The sequence below is a fragment of the Croceibacterium xixiisoli genome (assembly GCF_009827305.1).
Lineage (GTDB): Bacteria > Pseudomonadota > Alphaproteobacteria > Sphingomonadales > Sphingomonadaceae > Croceibacterium_C > Croceibacterium_C xixiisoli.
The window spans coordinates 993,088-1,010,631 of record NZ_WTYJ01000001.1 but is presented as its reverse complement, the minus strand read 5'-3'; the positions used below and the strand labels follow the sequence as shown (position 1 = coordinate 1,010,631).

Sequence of the window (17,544 nt, the reverse complement as noted above, 5' to 3'; positions counted from 1 at the left end):
GCAAACAAAAGGAAATAGAGCGGCGATCCGATGCAATTGGATCGGTATCCGCTCTTGCCTATAATGATCGCAAACACAGGGAGAGCATGGGTGACCTGGCAGACAGTGGATTTTGAAGAGCTTGCCCGCGACGGCCTGTTCGATCATGCCAGCGGCCTCGCGCCCAATGTCAGCCCGGCCATCGTCTGGCGCGCGCCCGACCGCATCCGCGTGCTGCTCCATCAGGGCGATCTGACGCTGCCCGGCCTTGCGTTCGACACCAACAGCTTCATCGATCCCACAGCCGACATGATCATCGTCGATGGCAATCTGACCATCGCGGGCGATCTGGATGTCGAACAATGGGATGTCGGCACGCCCGGCTATCTGCTGGTGACCGGCGATCTGGCGGCGACCAACATCTTTCTCACCCAGCAATTCGAACTGATGGTCCGGGGCGATCTCCGCGTCTCGGGCGTGGTGCTGGGTCAGGAGGGATCGACCGGGCGCCTTCGCTGCACCGGCACCCTTGCCGCCCCGGTCACGGTGATGGCCGATTTCCCGCTCCACACCGGCGGCGCCCAGGGCGCGCTGTTCGCGCAGATCCGGCAGGGCGAGGCCGAGCCCAGCCATTGGACCATCACCACCCCCACCACCACTCCGATCCTCGTCGAGGAGGATGACAACGGCCAGGCCTGGCTGCTGCGCCTGCCCGATGGCCTGGCGCAGGAGGATATCGCAACCGACGAACAGGCCGCCACCTGCAGCATCCTCACCCCCGCCGCGCTGGCCGATTACACCGGCATGGGCGGCCCGCTATCGCTGAAACAGCTGCTGCGCCAACACGGCCCCACCGCCTTCCGCCGCTGACGCCCGAGACACAGATGCCGCTTTCCAACCGCCCGACCGCAAACTGGCCCACCTTCGGCACCCTGCGATATGGCAGCCATTACTGGGAAGGTCTGCCCGCTGCGCTGAAAAACACCGCCCCCGGGCCAGGACTCGGCGGCTTCCCGGTCTGGTCCATCCTGTCCCAGCAGCCCGCGCGACCGCAGAGGTCGCGCGGGGTGGAAAAGGCTTGTCACTCGGTCAAATTCAAGCAAACCTTACCACAATCAACATGCCACTTGGGGAATGTCGGTCGAGGATGCTCGAACAGAAACGCGTCGACGATCATGCCGCGTCGCTTTGCTCGCTTGCCGCAGGAGAGCAGAGCCGCGAGGACGTGGCGCATTACATCGGCAAGGTGGATCGCTACATGCGCGGGGACGCGCCCAATGCGATCGGTGCGGGGCAGGCTTTTTCCGCGATCGGCATCGATCTGCGTTTCACGCTGCAATGCGCCGCGTCGGACAAGACACTGACGACCGCGTATCGCGCCTCGGTGTTGCTGATGATGTCGGATCTCGTCGTCAAAAAGCGTGGCACCGGGGTAAAGATCGGCAGCAACTACAATATGTCGCTCGTTCTTGGGATGCTTGTTCCCACATGGCAGGCGGCGGGCTGGATCGATCACGCCGCCTTCTTCGCGCGTGATATCTGGACCGGCTATCGCGAAGAAAGCAGTGCCAATCTGGACGTCAAGTTCGGCAATCCCAACCCCGGCGCATGGGTCAACGAACATTCGAACCCCTATCTGGTCCAGAAGCCCGCATGGTTCACGACCATGACCACGGTGGACCTGGATCTGTGGCGCAGGCATGGCTATGATCCGGATGCAGACAGCCTCGGACCATACTGGATGCTGGCGCAGGTCTGGGACGATCCTGACCCCGCGAAGGTGCGCAATGCCTTGCAGGCCGTTCGCGACATGAACCTCGGCACGACCTTCATCAAGGATGAACCCATGGGCAAGCGGGTCTACATCGTTGACGACTTTCTGTTGCTTAACGATTACGACATCCGGTCCGTCAACATGCGCCGCATCGCCCTCGGGCTGTCTCCGGTGCATGTCGAGAGCTATCTTGACGGCCCGATGCCGAACGAGGTCCTGCCCTTCACGCAGGACGATGTGTTCTGGCCCGCCTATCTGAAGATGTGCGGCGAGATCGGCGCCCAGCCGATCGCCCCGGCGGACGTCGTCGCCGTCGCGCTTGATCCCGAAACGCTGCGCGTCGAAAAGGCCTGAGGTGCGACGCGAATGCTGAAACTTTCGGGCAGCTCTGGCGACGGGATCGGCGCGCTTGGCATCAAGCGACAGGCATACGGCCCGTTCGAGATCGCGGTCATCGACACCTTGCTGGTTCAGGAACCGCAGCCCCTGCGAAAAACCGGCCTGGGCGGCAAGGCCTATGCGCGCCACGGCCTGGAAGCGATCGTGCTGGAACGGGGCGGCCTGTGGGCGCCCGAGACGATGACGGCCAGTCTGGACCTGCTGGAGCGGATCGACAATGGTGACGTCACCTCTCATCGGTTCGAGGTCTGGCTTGACGTTCCGGGGACACGATACTCAACCTGTAGTCGCGAGTGAGTCCAGCTACGCTCTTCGGCAGGGGATCTAGAAGATCCGAAGAATCAAGTGAAGTGCACCCTTTGGATGAGACACGAAAATCAGGGACAGTTCTCGTGTGGCGCCATTGCGGCAGGGGCTAGCCATGCCCCCGTCTAACCGCCCGACCGCCGACTGGCCCACCTTCGGCACCCTGCGATATGGCAGCCATTACTGGGAAGGATCGCTGGATCTGCCCGCATTCGGCGGCCCCTTCCCGCTGATCCTGCGCGCCACCAGCGACGGCCCCACTCCTTCCCAGACCGCCGCCCTCGCGCGCGTGCTGGCGGAAGCTGCCAACATCAGGGCGGCTGCCAGCGCGGAGATGGTCGCCGTTCATGAGGAAAGCGGGCTGCTGCCGGCCGATCTGGGATCAGCGCCGGACGCCATCTGGCAGAATTTGCTGCCCTGTCAGATCGAGGTGAGCGATGCCGCCTATTATGGCGATGGCCGGATCGCCGTGCTGATCATCTTCGAATCCACCCAGCATGGCGACTTCGCCCCCGCCATTGAAACAGTGGATGGCGAGTATGTGGGGGTGTTATCTGGGACTTGAGGGCGATGGGTAGAGAGCTGATTGACCAGCTCTTTGCTTACATCGTTGTTCGCCCTGATGGTTTAGATAGGAGGTGTGAGGGAGGTGTTCGACTTTTCTATTCTGACAGCGGTGCTGTTCCTGTGGGCGAAAAATTCGATGGCAAGAGCCAACTCGGCGACGCCGACTACTGCCAATTCGGTTATTCCGTGACCACCTCGGCCAGAGCGTGATCCAGCACCGCGCGCATATCTTGCTCGCCAGCATGCACCGACTCCGCTTGGCGTCGATCCCGATAAATGGCAGAAAGCTCGAAGAACGGGAGCGTAAACGGCTGATTGGAATTGCGAGGGTTGAAGCCATGGTGTTTGGTCTGTTCAAGAAGGGGACATCGGGGGCCGCCAAGCCCGATCAACCTGTGTCTTCGTCATCGCCAGCGACAGCATTGGCACCGACCATCCCCGATGAAACGCGTTTGACGCAGCTTGGTCCGGTCCTGTGGCAAAATGTTCGCTACGGTATGACGGCCGCTGAGGTGAAGGCTGTGCGCCCCGAAGTGCGAAGCAGCGTCAAAGCCGACAAGCTCCACGACGGGTCCACAGCGGATTTGTCGATCCCACACCTGAAGCTTGGTTCGCACGACTACTCCGTGGAGTTTTACTTCAAGGGTGGGACACTGACACAGGTGACAATCGCAACCAATGGGGGGCCAACACTTGGAGATTTCCGCGATATCTCAAACGCGCTTCGGCTTCGATATGGCGCGGAAGTGGAGATGGACGAGTCGCCAGATTCCTTCTCCACTGCGGAGTGGCTGTCTAGCGATGGCATCAACGTGAACCTCGTGTTCCATGCCGGCATCGACTGCCTCAATGTGAACTTCCAACATCGCTACGCCAGCGCCGCGAGTCAGCTTTAGAGCACATCGGCGCCAGTATCGGCTTCCGGCCTCCACGCATTCGCGTCGAGCGCCTTCACTCGATGCACAAACACCCGGTAAAACTCGTTCATGCGGGCGGTGAGCCATTCGTGTTGGCGAGGCCAATCCATTTGGTCCTCCGGGTCAATGTCGTTGAGCGGCGTGGAAATCCGGGTGTCCTTGCCTTCCGGTAGCTCTTCCCAATCAAGCAAATAACCAAGCTCTGCCTCAATCGCTTCTTTTTGAGCACGGAGCAGATGAAACCAAGGCTTGGCGTTGGGGTGAGACATATACAGCTCGGCCCTCACCTGCCGCTTCGGTCGCGACATGGAAGCATTCACGCTGAAGCCGCTGCGTCCAATCTTGTACGACATCCACGACTGCGGTTGTGGCTTGCGCTCTGTCGAGAACGGCCCGCCTTTCGCCATGAGCGACGCTCCCAGCCCGCCCCAATAGGCAAGTTGGAGGGCCTTGGTTCCGGTAAGCTCCGCCTCGTCGATCGCGCGGGCGGCTTGCGTTACCATCTTAGCCCAATTGTTCGGCTTGGATACGATATTGAACCGGGGTGCGGCTGGTGAGTCCCCGATCCGCCAAAGCTCCACCTCCACGCCGAAGAACCGGAAAGTCTCGTCAGTGATGCGGTTAAGCCAATCGAGCGTGGAACGATGTTCCTCTGTAAACCGGGCGGCAATCCACACGATGGTGACGGCCTCAAGGCCCGAAGCGTAGGTGAGCAATTGTCCAAGGTGGGTATGGTCGGTGCGCTCAAGCTGGTTCTCGATTAGCACCCAAGCGTTGGTACCAATGTCCTTACACAAGATATCAGCTCGGAACGGCCCAACGGCGCGCTCTTGCGCTTCCAGCTCAAGTTCAAGGCCTAGCGTCTCACCAAGGGTAAGAAGATTTTCATCCCGCGCCAGCCAAGGTGTGAAGTCAGATGATTCACTGATCCAGATATCGCGAAGCTCAATCTTCATCAGCTTTCCGAGATTGTATGAGTTCATTCGTCCCTCGTCGTGCCTTCCCGACTTTGTGCCACATTTCCAGTGGAACGGTAGGGGTGAGTGATGGCAGGCAACGCACCAAGAGTTCAGTTCAAAAAACGTAATTCCAATTACAACCACCGAATGTCACATAAGCACCTGATTTTAAACATTCTTCAAAAGAACAGAATGCCTTTTCTAGTCATATTACCTTGTTGCAAAATTACAATTAAACCCTCACTTATATAATAAATAATGGGGGAAGAAATGGGGATTACCCGCACCGGCATCATTGAGGCGCTAACGAGAGAACGTGCACTAACACTTCAAGGAGCGCCCTTCACTGTGAATTCAGCCGAATGGGCGGACGAGTTCATAGTTCTGTCAATGAAGCCAGGGGCTGCGCGAAAGAAGGTGCCGCTGGACGAGGGGCTGGAGGGCGGTCGCATCCGCTGGGGCCGCGAGCTTGAGTTCGGCGGGATCATCAAGTTGGTCGATGTCGACAACGACCGGGTGGTGGTGCAACCGCTGGAAGGAGCCGCACCCAAGGAGGGTGAGACCGCGTGGGTCTTCCTCAACGACTTCCTCGGCCCGCTGATCGAGATGTGGCAGGGGCCGATGGCGGATCGAGCCGCCAAAGCGCTCAAGCAGTCGAAGCTGGATGTCGATCCCATACAGGAGATCAGGCCCCTTCCGCCTGACTTCGCGAACCTGCGAAAACGACAGATTGAGGCCGTCCAGAACACCGCCTATCGATGCTCCATCGTGATTGGCCCTCCCGGTACCGGCAAGAGCTATACGATCGGGGCCATCGCCGCCTATCTGCTGCGCCGCTTCCCCAAGGCCCGCATCCTCGTCGTCGGGCCGACCAATGTCGCCGTGGATACAGCGATCCTCTCGATCGACGACTGGCTACAGCGGATCGGCAGGCATGATCTGGCAGCGCAGATGAAGCGGATCGGCGCGCACTTCGATCCGCGCAAATATGTCGATCGACCACATCTGCTAGCACCGGGGATCGCAGAGAAGGTCAACGAGTATCTGGTGCTCGAAGCCTCCGAGCCGCCCAAGGCGAAGATCGCCGACTATGTGAAATGGAAAGGCCGGATGGATGCCGCCCGTCAAAATCTCAGTGCGGACATCGAGACGACCGCCGCTTCCGCACGCGTCGTCGGCGTCACCGTCGCGACGGCGGTGCGCTGGCACCACTGCCTGCAAAACCCACGCTTCCCGTTCGTGCTCTGCGATGAAGCCTCACAGGTGCTCGGCCCCGCCGCGATGATGATGGCCGCGCTGGGCGCGCAAACCATCTTCGCGGGCGATCCCCAGCAGCTTTCCCCCATCGCCAGATCGGACAGCGCGGCTGTTCGGGGGGCTCTTACCCGCACTGCCTTCGATGTATTCGCCCATGTGAAAACCGCGCGACTGAATGAGCAATCGCGTATGGCGCAGGCTATCTGCCACATCGTCGGGACGACATTCTATGGCGGCGATCTGCTGGTCTGCAAGAAGGCCAGCCGCGATGAGGGATGGCGGGCGAGCCGTTCGCCCTTCTTCGTCAACGGGCGTGAAGTGCCGAGGGTCTGTTTTGATCCCGTGCATGAGGAAGCGACATTCTCGGCGAAATATGGCGGCTTCATCCGGTTCGAGTCAGCGAAGCTCGTGCTCGCCGCGCTTGATGAACTTGCCGGTTCCTATGTGGACGCAAAGGACATCGTGGTCCTCACGCCTTACCGGGCACAGGTGGCGTTGCTGAGATCGATGCTCCGCCGCGATCACGGGCAGGTGAATGTGAGCACGGTGCATCGTGCGCAAGGTAGCGAGCGGACATTGGTCATTTTCGACCCGGTGGATGCGTCGAGCACTTTCTTCAACGGGACAGAAGGCGACAGGATCATTAATGTCGCGATCTCGCGCGCGAAGGCGCATGTCGTGATCCCCTATCACGCGAACGACTTGAAAAAGCCAGCTATGAAGCAGATGCACGGCATCGCCGCCAAGCTATGGCAGACCGCAGGGAATTACGCCGAGCCGTTCACCTTCCGCTAGTTGTGTAGCCTTATGCTTTCCCGAAAGATTTAGGAGCCACAATCGCTCAGACAACTCATGGCGGAGAGGGTGGGATTCGAACCCACGTTACGGTCACCCGTAAACCGCATTTCGAGTGCGGCGCGATCGACCACTCTGCCACCTCTCCGCGAAGCGAGTTGCGAGCCGGGCTTGCCGGTCGGTCGAAGAAGCGGGCGGTTAGCCCATGGTGTTGCGCTTGCCAAGCCCTGAATATGCGATTTTGCCACCGCCCGGGCACATTTCTGGCCCGCAAACGTGGCTTTGGCGCATCACTGTGCCCTGCGGTACACGGCGGGCGCTTGTCGTTATGTCACAGCGGTATATATTGGCCAGCATATGGATCGTGCACATTTCTATTCTGCCCAGGCCGGCCGCCAGATAGAGGCCCCCCTCCACTCCCGGGCGCGTTTTGCGATCGGGGATGTGGTGCGGCATCGCAAGTTCGGTTTCCGCGGCGTGGTGTTCGATATCGATCCCGTCTTCGCCAACAGCGATGAATGGTATGAAGCCATTCCAGAGGATCTGCGCCCGCGCCGGGAACAGCCGTTCTACCACCTGATGGCGGAGAATGAGGAAAGCTCCTACGTCGCCTATGTCAGCCAGGAAAACCTGCAGGATGATGGCGATGGCGGCCCGGTCGATCACCCGGGGCTGGGCCAGCTGTTCGAAGAATTCGCCAGCGGCCGTTATCGCCTGCTGCGCAGCCTGACGCATTGATATCCCGGGGCGGCCCCGCCGCCCCCGGTTTCCGGCCTGCCTGTCGGCCTCAGCTCTTCAGCTTCCAGCCGGTCTTGACCAGGCGATAGGCGATCAGCCCGATCACCAGATTCAGCACCCCCACGCCGATCGCCGCGCCGATCACGGCGTGATTGCTGTTGCCGATGTCGCTTTCGCCCAGGAAGCCGAAGCGGAAGCCGGAAATCATGTAGAAGAACGGGTTGGACCGGCTGATCGTCTGGAACAGCGGGCTCAGATGATCGATCACATAGAATGTGCCGGAAAGCAGGGAGAGCGGCGCAACCACGAAATTGGTCACCGCTGCCGCATGGTCGAACTTTTCCGCCCACATGCTGGTGATCAGTCCCATCAGCGCCAGCAGCATCGATCCCATCAGGCCGAACCACACCACCGCCCAGGGGTGTGCCACGGCCACGCTCACGCCCGGCCACAGCAGCATGGCCAGCGCCACCGCCCCGCCCACCATCACCGCGCGGGTCACGGCGGCGGCCACGATGCCCATCATCAGCTCGGCCGATGACAGCGGCGGCATCAACACGTCGATAATCGTGCCCTGCAGCTTGCCGGTCAGCAGGGTGAAGCTGGAATTGGCGAAGGCATTCTGCATCATGCCCATCATGATCAGCCCGGGCGCGGCGAAGGTGGCGAAGGGCACGCCCAGCACTTCCCGCCCGCTGCGGCCCATGGCCACGGAAAAGATCACCAGAAACAGCAGGGTGGTCACCGCCGGGGCCCACACCGTCTGCGTCTGCACCTTCATGAAACGGCGCACTTCCTTGCGGTACAGGCTCCACAAACCGATCCGGTTGATCCCCGTGATCAGCGGGGCACCCTTGGCCGGAAAGGCCCGGCGCGCCGGTGCATTGTGTTCTGCGGGCATGATTGCTGTCTCGTTCGTGGGCGCTGCTGCGGCTTGGGCTTGATCGGCCATGCTGCGCCGCCTATCTGCCCCCAATGGCGCTGGCAAGTTTTTGTGCCCTGCGCGCCCCGCCCTGCTATAGGCGAGGTTTACGAAATTCCGGCCGGGGATTCTGGCCGTCAGAAAGTATGGATTGCAGATGAGCTGGACCGAAGAACGCATCGCCATCTTGACCAGGATGTGGGAAGGCGGCGCCACCGCCAGCCAGATCGCTGAAGAGCTTGGCGGCGTGTCGCGCAACGCGGTGATCGGCAAGGCCCACCGCCTTGAACTCAAGGCGCGCCCCTCCCCGGTCAAGACCGGCGAAAAGAAGGCCAAGCCTGCCGCCGCTGCCAAGCCCAAGGAAACCGAGGCTAAGCCAGCAGAAGCGGTGGCCAAGCCCAAGCCGGCCCCCGCGCCTGAGCCCGCTCCGGCCCCTGCACCCGCACCGCGCCGCGAAGCGCCCGCCCCTGTGGCCGCTGCTCCGGCTGCGGATGCCGCACCGGCGGCACCGGCGGCCAACACGCCCAAGATCGTTTCGGTCGGTCCGGGCGGCTTCCTGCGTCAGGGCCCCGGCGATCAGCAGGCCCCGATTCCCCCGGCCCCGCCGCGCCGGCTCGTGCCGGCCAAGCCGAGCCCGGACATTGCCGACAAGACCAGCCTGCTCGATCTCAGCGATCGCGTCTGCCGCTGGCCGATGGGCCACCCGGGCGAAGCGGATTTCCATTTCTGTGGGGAAAAGGTGAACCCCGGCTTCCCCTATTGCGTCGAACATTGCGGCCGCGCCTATCAGGCCCAGCTGCCGCGCGGCGTCCGCCGTCCCCCGCCGCCGCTGCCTTTCGGCGGTCCGCGCGTGCGCTGATCCCGGCCTCAAGCTGAGAAAAGGGGCGCGTTCCACCCGGAACGCGCCCCTTTTCTTTGCGCCTCATACCGGGAGCGAGTGGACGGTCAGGTCGCCTCCGCCAGCTTCCCCGCTGCGCCCGCCGGCGGCACATGGCGGTCGATCACGAACACCGCCGTCGATACCAGCGCCGCGCTGACGCCCAGCACCGCGAAGAAGGGGATGGTGCTGCCCTGCCCCATTTCGATCAGCGCGCCGCCGAACCCACTGGCCGCAATCGCGCCTACCCGGCTCATGAAAATGCCGAAGCCGACCCCGGCGGAACGGCATGACAGCGGATAGCCCATGGCGATGATCACATAAGTGGTGGCAATCCCGGTGCTGAAAATCGCTGCGGCCAGTCCGATCAGCGCCACGATCATCGCGCGATAGGCGGCGTCCGGCGCCACCGGCATCGCCTCCAGCACCACGGCAAGCACCGCATAGGTTGCGATCAAGGTCACGCAGACCCCGGCCATCACCTTGCGCGATCCCAGCCAGCGGGTCAGCACGCCCGCACCGATGGCCCCGGCGATCGATGTCATGCCGGCGATCGAGACGGCATAGGACGCCTGGTCAAAGGCAAAGCCGACCGATGTCAGCAGCGTCGTCGACCAATTGAGGATGCCATAGGCACACATGGTCAGCGCGGTGAAGGAAATGCCCACCCCGACATTCAGGCGCAGATTGCTCCGGTGCAGCACGCCGATTGCCTTTCCGCCATCCGTGCCGCCATGGGCGCCGCCCTGCTCTTCCGGCCGCAGTTCGACATCTTCTTTCAGCACATTGCGCGCGGCGGCCTGCGCCGCTGCCACCTTGCCCTTGCCGAGCAGGAAGGACGGACTGTCGCGCAGCACGCCCAGGATCAGCACCAGCAGCAGCAGGGTGGCCACGCCGAAGATCACGAAGGTGCCCTGCCAGCCATGTTCCGCGATCAGCCCCGGCGCCAGCGCCGCCGCCACCGAACCGCCCGCCGGTGTGCCGACGGACAGGGTGGTGATCGCCAGCGGGCGCCATTTTTCCGGCAGCCATTCGCTGCCCATGGCCAGCGCGTTGGAATAGGCCGCGCCAAAGCCCAACCCACCCAGCACGCGCCAGAACGCCATGATCCAGACATTGCCGGCCGTGCTCGCCACAATGGTCGCCAGCCCGAACGAAACCGCCGCCAGCGCCAGCGAGTAGCGCCGGCCGATGCGGTCCCCCAGCCAGCCGCCGGCCCAGGCGCCGATCGCCATGCCGACCAGCGCCGCGCTCATCGCAATGCCGAAACTGCCGCGATCGATGCCCCAGTCTTCGATGATCGTCGGCGCCACCAGCCCCAGCAACTGCATGTCCACGCCGTCGCACACCAGCACCAGCATGCACACCGCCACCGTCACCCACTGGAACATGCCCATGGGGCGACGCGAGACGGCGTCGCTGAATGTCACTGCCATTATCGATCCTCTCTTCGCAGCCCCTGACGGCGCTGCATCATTGTCCACCGGCCGGCGATTGCGATCCAAGGTCCAGCGCCATGTCTTCCGCGCTTTCCAGCGGCACGGGGCGATTGCCCGGCGCCATCAGATCGCGAACCATTTCGGCCCGCATATTCTCGAACTTCAACCGCCCTGCCGGGGCCACTTCCTGCGGGAAGGCCTCCTCGATCTCGCGGTGGCGCTGCTTCACCTCGTCCAGGAATTCATTGTTGGTGAAGATGTAGAACCGGTTGGCCAGAATCGCGTCCACCACCATGCGCCCGGTTTCCAGCGGATCGATCGCCGCGCGCATCGCATCCCACAGATCCTTCAGGAACTGCGGCGCGCCTTCCTCGCGGATATTCTCCGGGTCATCTTCGGGCAGCGGCACCAGCGCGGTGCGGGTGGCGCCGGGGAACAGGCAGGATACGCCAATGCCCTTGGGCGCCAGCTGGATGCGCAGGCTTTCCGAAAAACCGCGCACGGCATATTTCGCGGTGGAATAGGCGGCCAGCCCCGGCAGCGGCACCACGCCGGCCATCGAACTGGTGTTGACGATATGCCCGCCCTCCCCCTGCGCGCGGATGATCGGGGCCACGATCTTGGTGCCATTCACCACCCCGCCCAGATTGACGGCCAGCGCCCGGTCCCAATCGCCGAAATCCTCCGATGCGGCCGTCCCGCCGCCATTCACCCCGGCATTGTTGCACAGCACGTGGATCTTGCCGAAGGCGGCCAGGGTTTCCTCCACCGCCGCGCGCAGATTGTCGCGATCGGCCACATTGGCCTTCACGAAATGCACGGCATTGTTGCCGGCCAGCAAATCGCGCGCCTGATCGATATGTTTTTCGTTCCAGTCGGCCAGCGACACTTTCATGCCCTGTTCCAAAAACGCGCGCGCCATACCCAGGCCAATACCGCTGGCCCCACCGGTGATGAAGGCCACCTTGCCGTTCAGATCATCCATTGCTCTCTCCCATCGCCCCGCCTTGTGGTGGTGGCGTCCATTGTCGGAACTATTCGTCCCGGAACCTATTCGTCCCGGAATTGGCCGAAATCGGGCGCTTCTTCCGCCTGGTCCGGTGTGGCGGCCAGCACCGCCTCTGCCCGGGCGGCCATTGCCGGTTTGTAGAAGCCGTGGGTCACGATGTAGGTGGAATTGGCCAAGATGCCTTCGGCCACCAGTCGGCCGGCCTCTTCGGGTTCCATCCAGTTGTCGCCCACGATCCGCCGCGCCAGCTTCGCCTCGCTGTTCTTGTAACCGCTGCCTTCCAGCAGATGCGCCGGGCGGTTCTGCTGGGTTTCGTGGATGTTGGATTTGACCGGGCCGGGCAGCAGGATCGACACGCCGATATCCTTTTCCGCCAGTTCCGCCTTCACCGATTCGCAATAATGGCACACCGCCGCCTTGCTCGCGCCATAGATCGCCATGGCCGATGGCATCACCACCTCTGCGGCCAGGCTGGCGGTGGAAACGATATGCCCGCCGCGCCCATGCGCCAGCATCTGCGGCAGGAATTCGACAAAGCCGTTGATCACCCCGCCGACATTGACCCCGAAGCCGAAATCATAATCGGCATAGGTCGCCTCCAGGATCGGCCCTTCCAGCCCGACACCGGCATTGTTGACCAGAATATCGATGCCGCCGAATTCATCCTGCATCCGCTGCGCCGCTTCGCGATAGGCGGTGCGATTGGTCACATCCAGTTGCAGCGCGCTGACCGCATTGGACCGCCCGCCACCGGCAAATCCGGCCAGGGCCTTGTCGATATGATCCTGCCGCAGATCGGCCAGCACGACCTGAGCGCCACGATCGGAAAGCACGCGGGCGATGCCCAGGCCAATGCCGCTGGCCCCGCCGGTGATGAACGCAATCTTCCCGTCGAAATCGCTGATCGGCACACATCTCTCCCACGTCTTGTCCGGCGAACCTGTCGCTGGCCGGCTGCGTGGCGGCAATCTGGCAGAGGCGGGGATGCCCGTCCACCCATTCGGCAGCTCTTGCGCGGCCATGCGGCGGTGGCGCGTGTTCAGGCGGTGGCAGGGCGTGGCTACGCGTACCCAGATCGGGTTCTGGTGGGGCCCGAAACGAATTCGGGCCGCAGGATACATAGTCCTGCGGCCCGCCTCTCCAACCAGGTAACTGGCATGAAAAACTGAATGACCCCCGCATCATAGTTGCGGGGGTCACACAATTCAATCAGTCATCTTTCAGGAATGCCGGAAGATGGTCGGGGTTGCCACCGCCATTGTCATCCCGGTCCCGACGCGGACCCCGGCTGTCACGCCGCGGACCCCGATCACCACCGCGATCGTTGCGCGGGCCACGGCGATCGCCGCGATCACCACGGTCGCCGCGCGGTTCACGCGGTTCGCGGGGCGGGCGGGTATCTTCCAGTTCCGCACCGGTTTCCTGGTCGACAACGCGCATCGACAGGCGAACCTTGCCGCGGTTGTCGATTTCCAGAACCTTGACCTTAACTTCCTGGCCTTCGGAAACGACATCGGTCGGCTTTTCAACGCGTTCGTTCTTCATTTCCGACACATGGACCAGACCGTCCTTGCCACCCATGAAGTTCACGAAGGCACCGAAATCGACGATGTTGACGACCTTGCCGTCATAGATCTTGCCGACTTCCGCTTCTTCGACGATGCCCAGAATCCACTTCTTGGCCGCTTCGATCTGCGCGATGTCGCTGGACGAGATCTTGATCACGCCTTCGTCGTCGATGTCGACCTTCGCGCCGGTTTCCGCCACGATTTCGCGGATGACCTTGCCGCCCGTGCCGATGACATCGCGGATCTTCGACTTGTCGATCTGGATGGTTTCGATGCGCGGAGCATGGGCCGACAGCTCGGTGCGGGCAGAGCCCAGCGCCTTGGTCATTTCACCCAGGATATGCGCACGGCCTTCCTTGGCCTGCGCCAGGGCCTGGCCCATGATTTCCTTGGTGATGCCGGCAATCTTGATGTCCATCTGCAGGCTGGTGATGCCCGCTTCGGTGCCTGCCACCTTGAAATCCATGTCGCCCAGGTGATCTTCATCACCCAGGATGTCGCTCAGCACGGCGAATTCGCTGCCTTCCAGGATAAGGCCCATGGCGATGCCGGAAACCGGGCGTTCAATCGGAACGCCAGCGTCCATCATCGACAGACAGCCACCGCACACGGTCGCCATCGAGCTCGAACCGTTGGATTCGGTGATGTCGCTAAGAATACGGATGGTGTAGGGGAAATCCGCCTTGGACGGCAGCACCGGATGCAGCGCGCGCCAGGCCAGCTTGCCATGGCCGATCTCGCGACGGCCCGGGGCGCCGAAACGGCCCACTTCGCCGACCGAATAGGGCGGGAAGTTATAGTGCAGCATGAAGTTCTGATAGGTCAGGCCGTCTAGGCCGTCGATCATCTGTTCAGCGTCCTTGGTGCCCAGCGTGGTGGTGCAGATCGCCTGCGTTTCACCGCGCGTGAACAGCGAAGAACCATGGGTGCGGGGCAGGAAGCCGACCATGGCTTCGATCGGGCGAACCTGATCCAGCTTGCGGCCGTCGATGCGCTGGCCGTCCTTGAGGATCGCGGTACGGACGACATCCGCTTCGATCTTCTTGGTCAGCTTGATGGCGGTCATCACGGTCTGGCCGTCCTGGCCTTCGTAATGCGCCTTCACCTTCGCGCGGGCGGCATTCAGCGCGTCCGAACGTTCCGACTTGTTGGTCAGCTTGTAGGCGGCGGCGATATCGTCGCCGATCAGGCCCTTGATCTCTGCCTTCATCGCCGAATTGTCGGCAATGGTCAGTTCCCACGGATCCTTGGCAGCCTTTTCGGCCAGATCGATGATTGCACCGATGACCTTGCGGCTTTCTTCATGGGCGAAGATCACTGCGCCCAGCATTTCGTCTTCGGTCAGTTCCTTGGCTTCGGATTCGACCATCATCACCGCGTCCTGCGTCGCGGCGACGACCAGGTCCAGGCGACCTTCGGCAACCTTGGCGGCGGACGGGTTCAGCAGATATTCGCCATCCTGGAAACCGACGCGGGCAGCGCCGATCGGGCCCATGAAGGGAACGCCGGAAATGGTCAGCGCGGCAGAGGCCGCAACCATGGCAACGATATCGGGATCGGTTTCACCGTCATACGACAGGACCTGGCAGATCACGTTGATTTCGTTGTAGAACCCTTCCGGGAACAGCGGGCGGATCGGGCGGTCGATCAGGCGGGAAACCAGTGTTTCCTTTTCCGTCGCGCCGCGTTCACGCTTGAAGAAGCCACCCGGGATACGACCGGCGGCAGAGAATTTTTCCTGATAGTGGACGGTGAGCGGGAAGAAATCCTGCCCATCCTTGACCGATTTGGCGGCAGTCACGGCGCACAGCACCACGGTTTCGCCATAGGTGGCCAGAACGGCGCCATCAGCCTGACGGGCAACGCGGCCGGTTTCCAGCGTGAGGGTCTTTCCGCCCCACTCCACCGATACGGTTTTGGTTTCGAACATCATGTTTCCTTGAACACCCGCAGCACCCTATTGCGCGGCGGGGCCTACTGCCGGGGTGCCGTCCCGGTCCGGTGTGGGGCACTTTCGGCCCCAGGGCCCTGCCCGCCGAATTGCGAGCCTTGCCCTTCCATCGCGCTGCTTTCTGCGGCGCGCTTAAGCTGCAAAAGCAAACGGCTCCCTTTTGGGGAGCCGCCGCTGAATTCTTACTTCCGCAGACCCAGCTTCTGGATCAGGGAGTTGTAACGCTCAACATCCTTCTTCTTGAGATAAGCGAGAAGGGTGCGGCGCTTGTTGACCATGGTCAGTAACCCGCGACGCGAGTGGTTGTCCTTATGGTTGCTCTTGAAGTGTTCGGTCAGGTTGCGGATGCGCTGGGTCAGAATGGCGACCTGCACTTCGGGAGAACCCGTATCGCCCGCGCCACGGGCGTTGTCCGCAATGATTTCCTGCTTCTGTTCCGGTGAAACCGACATTCTTCTACTCCGCGGTATCTGCAAGGTTGAAACCCCTGACGACCTTCGCCGTCCCCGCCTGAACTTCCATCAATGCCACCGGAACGTTGCCGTCCGTCGCAAGGATGAGCCCGTCGGGATGGGGCAATCCGGAAATGATCCGACCCTGACGGGCCGCCTGCACGCTGTCCGGGGAGAGGGAAAAGGCCGGGATACCGTCCAGCCCTGCCTCCAGCGGCAGAAGGTGATCTTCAAGGGGCGCGCCCTTCCCGATTTCCTCCAGAATGTCCAGCGAAATCGCCTGACCTTCGGCGAAGGGACCGGCCTTGATCCGGCGCAGATAGGACACATGGCCCACGGTTCCAAGGGCGTGCGCGATATCCCGTGCCAGGGATCGGATATAGGTGCCCTTGCTGACATGGGCGATCAGCGTGACCTTGTCGGCCAGCACCAGCGGCACGGCGGGATCGAGCAGATCGGGGCGTCCTTCGGCAGATGCGAAGGCGGATTCGATCGGCCGTTCTTCCACCCCGCCCGCCAGTTCCAGCGAATGGATCGTCACCTGGCGCGGCTGCAGCACCGCCTCTTCGCCCGCGCGGGCCAGATCATAGGCCCGGCGCCCATCCACCTTCAGCGCCGAATAGGCCGGCGGCAATTGTTCGATCGCGCCGGTGAAATGCGGCAGGATCGCCGCCACCGCCGCGCGGGGCGGGCGATGGTCGCTGGTCGCGATCACCGGCCCTTCGGTGTCGAGCGTATCGGTTTCTTCTCCGAAGGCGATGGTGAAGGCGTAGATCTTGCTGGCATCGAGCATCCGCCCGGCCAGCTTCGTCGCCTCGCCCAGAGCGATCGGCAACACACCTTCGGCCAGCGGGTCCAGCGTTCCGCCATGCCCGATCTTGACCTTGCCATAACCGGCGCTGCGCAACACGCGCTTGGCAGCGGCCACAGCCTGGGTCGATCCCAGCCCGCGCGGCTTGTCCAGCACCAGCCAGCCATGCGGTTGGGCCGTCGGACGGGGCGATGTCATTGTGAATTCTCCATTCCAGTTGCCGGCCCGGTGCCCGATCCCGACAGATCAGGCCAGCCCATAGCGCGCCCATGATCGCGAATGGCCGGCGGCCATGCCTGGGCGAAATGGTCATACCCCACAAGATTGCCGGCATAGAGTTCGCGCACCGCATCCTCGAACCCGAGCAGATCGCCGGCGATGGCCGACAGGAAGCGATAGGCCGCATCGCGCGCCTGTTCCGGGCTTCTGGCCTGTGCCCGCGCATCATCGACCAGCCGGCGTAGCGCTGCCGATGCGCCGCCACGCTGGGCATTCAGCCAGTCCCAATGACGCGGCAACAGCGTCACCTCCCGCGCCTTGACACCCAGCGCCGGCCGCCCCCTGCCGCGCGGCACCTCGGTATCAGGCTGCAGGTCGATATCCACCTGACGACCGGTTTCATCGTCGAACACCAGCAAATCCGAACTGCGCGCCAGCGGCTGCAACGCCCGCATGGGTGCCGCGATCTGATCGGCCGTACCCCGCGCCAGGATTTCACTTTTGAAGAACACGGTGAATGCCATGCGCTCCTCCTTTCATATTTACCCGGTATATATTTATATTTTTACCCGTGTCAAATAGGCGGTGATTTTCACCCGCGCAGG

18 protein-coding genes and 1 tRNA gene are annotated in these 17,544 nt (G+C 62.5%); 9 read left to right on the top strand and 10 right to left on the bottom strand.

Annotated features, from left to right (window positions below):
* Positions 1-90 precede the first annotated feature (90 nt).
* The 6 genes from GRI97_RS04855 (at position 91) to GRI97_RS04830 (ending at position 3,921) form a co-directional block, all read left to right on the top strand.
* Complete coding sequence (locus tag GRI97_RS04855; protein ID WP_161389966.1) at positions 91-849, top strand: hypothetical protein; 759 nt, start codon at positions 91-93, stop codon at positions 847-849.
* Positions 850-1,057: 208 nt separating this feature from the next.
* On the top strand, positions 1,058-2,107 hold the full coding sequence (locus tag GRI97_RS04850; RefSeq protein WP_161389965.1) for a hypothetical protein: 1,050 nt from the start codon (positions 1,058-1,060) through the stop codon (positions 2,105-2,107).
* A 12-nt stretch (positions 2,108-2,119) separates the two neighbouring features.
* On the top strand, positions 2,120-2,449 hold the full coding sequence (locus GRI97_RS04845) for a hypothetical protein (protein WP_161389964.1): 330 nt from the start codon (positions 2,120-2,122) through the stop codon (positions 2,447-2,449).
* A 124-nt stretch (positions 2,450-2,573) separates the two neighbouring features.
* Entirely contained in the window at positions 2,574-3,023 is a 450-nt protein-coding gene (locus GRI97_RS04840) for a hypothetical protein (protein ID WP_161389963.1), read from the top strand.
* A 5-nt stretch (positions 3,024-3,028) separates the two neighbouring features.
* Positions 3,029-3,235: a hypothetical protein gene (locus tag GRI97_RS04835; protein ID WP_161389962.1), complete on the top strand. Its 207-nt coding sequence runs from the start codon at positions 3,029-3,031 to the stop codon at positions 3,233-3,235.
* Between the two features lie 47 nt (positions 3,236-3,282).
* Positions 3,283-3,921: a hypothetical protein gene (locus tag GRI97_RS04830; protein ID WP_161389961.1), complete on the top strand. Its 639-nt coding sequence runs from the start codon at positions 3,283-3,285 to the stop codon at positions 3,919-3,921.
* Here GRI97_RS04830 and GRI97_RS04825 read toward each other — a convergent pair.
* A complete protein-coding gene (locus tag GRI97_RS04825) occupies positions 3,918-4,898 on the bottom strand; it encodes a DUF4268 domain-containing protein (protein ID WP_202392580.1) in 981 nt (326 codons plus the stop codon). The two genes, GRI97_RS04830 and GRI97_RS04825, sit on opposite strands and share 4 nt — an antisense overlap.
* 273 nt (positions 4,899-5,171) lie before the next feature.
* On the opposite strand from GRI97_RS04825, the gene GRI97_RS04820 reads away from it, so the two are divergent.
* Entirely contained in the window at positions 5,172-6,953 is a 1,782-nt protein-coding gene (locus GRI97_RS04820) for an AAA domain-containing protein (protein ID WP_161389959.1), read from the top strand.
* 58 nt (positions 6,954-7,011) lie between these two features.
* Here GRI97_RS04820 and GRI97_RS04815 read toward each other — a convergent pair.
* Positions 7,012-7,101: transfer RNA gene (locus GRI97_RS04815), tRNA-Ser, on the bottom strand.
* A 209-nt stretch (positions 7,102-7,310) separates the two neighbouring features.
* Here GRI97_RS04815 and hspQ point away from each other — a divergent pair.
* On the top strand, positions 7,311-7,691 hold the full coding sequence (gene hspQ, locus GRI97_RS04810) for a heat shock protein HspQ (RefSeq protein ID WP_161389958.1): 381 nt from the start codon (positions 7,311-7,313) through the stop codon (positions 7,689-7,691).
* Positions 7,692-7,740: 49 nt separating this feature from the next.
* Here hspQ and GRI97_RS04805 read toward each other — a convergent pair whose 3' ends face one another.
* Positions 7,741-8,643 (bottom strand): ABC transporter permease, encoded by a 903-nt coding sequence (locus tag GRI97_RS04805; protein ID WP_161389957.1) that lies wholly within the window; start codon positions 8,641-8,643, stop codon positions 7,741-7,743.
* 127 nt (positions 8,644-8,770) lie between these two features.
* On the opposite strand from GRI97_RS04805, the gene GRI97_RS04800 reads away from it, so the two are divergent.
* Positions 8,771-9,472, top strand: coding sequence for a GcrA family cell cycle regulator (locus GRI97_RS04800; protein ID WP_161389956.1), 702 nt, complete (start codon positions 8,771-8,773; stop codon positions 9,470-9,472).
* 86 nt (positions 9,473-9,558) lie between these two features.
* Here GRI97_RS04800 and GRI97_RS04795 read toward each other — a convergent pair whose 3' ends face one another.
* From GRI97_RS04795 to GRI97_RS04765, 7 genes are all read right to left on the bottom strand, one after another.
* Positions 9,559-10,926, bottom strand: a complete 1,368-nt coding sequence (locus tag GRI97_RS04795; protein ID WP_161389955.1) for an MFS transporter — start codon at positions 10,924-10,926, stop codon at positions 9,559-9,561.
* A gap of 37 nt (positions 10,927-10,963) precedes the next feature.
* Positions 10,964-11,914 (bottom strand): SDR family oxidoreductase, encoded by a 951-nt coding sequence (locus GRI97_RS04790; protein WP_161389954.1) that lies wholly within the window; start codon positions 11,912-11,914, stop codon positions 10,964-10,966.
* A gap of 65 nt (positions 11,915-11,979) precedes the next feature.
* Positions 11,980-12,849: an SDR family NAD(P)-dependent oxidoreductase gene (locus GRI97_RS04785; protein WP_161389953.1), complete on the bottom strand. Its 870-nt coding sequence runs from the start codon at positions 12,847-12,849 to the stop codon at positions 11,980-11,982.
* A gap of 298 nt (positions 12,850-13,147) precedes the next feature.
* Positions 13,148-15,436, bottom strand: coding sequence for a polyribonucleotide nucleotidyltransferase (gene pnp, locus GRI97_RS04780; protein WP_161389952.1), 2,289 nt, complete (start codon positions 15,434-15,436; stop codon positions 13,148-13,150).
* 203 nt (positions 15,437-15,639) lie between these two features.
* Complete coding sequence (rpsO, locus tag GRI97_RS04775) at positions 15,640-15,909, bottom strand: 30S ribosomal protein S15 (protein ID WP_161389951.1); 270 nt, start codon at positions 15,907-15,909, stop codon at positions 15,640-15,642.
* 4 nt (positions 15,910-15,913) lie between these two features.
* Positions 15,914-16,918, bottom strand: a complete 1,005-nt coding sequence (truB, locus tag GRI97_RS04770; protein WP_161389950.1) for a tRNA pseudouridine(55) synthase TruB — start codon at positions 16,916-16,918, stop codon at positions 15,914-15,916.
* Complete coding sequence (locus GRI97_RS04765) at positions 16,915-17,463, bottom strand: DUF2239 family protein (protein WP_161389949.1); 549 nt, start codon at positions 17,461-17,463, stop codon at positions 16,915-16,917. Before GRI97_RS04765 ends, truB begins: the two co-directional genes overlap by 4 nt.
* Between the last annotated feature and the right edge of the window lie 81 nt (positions 17,464-17,544).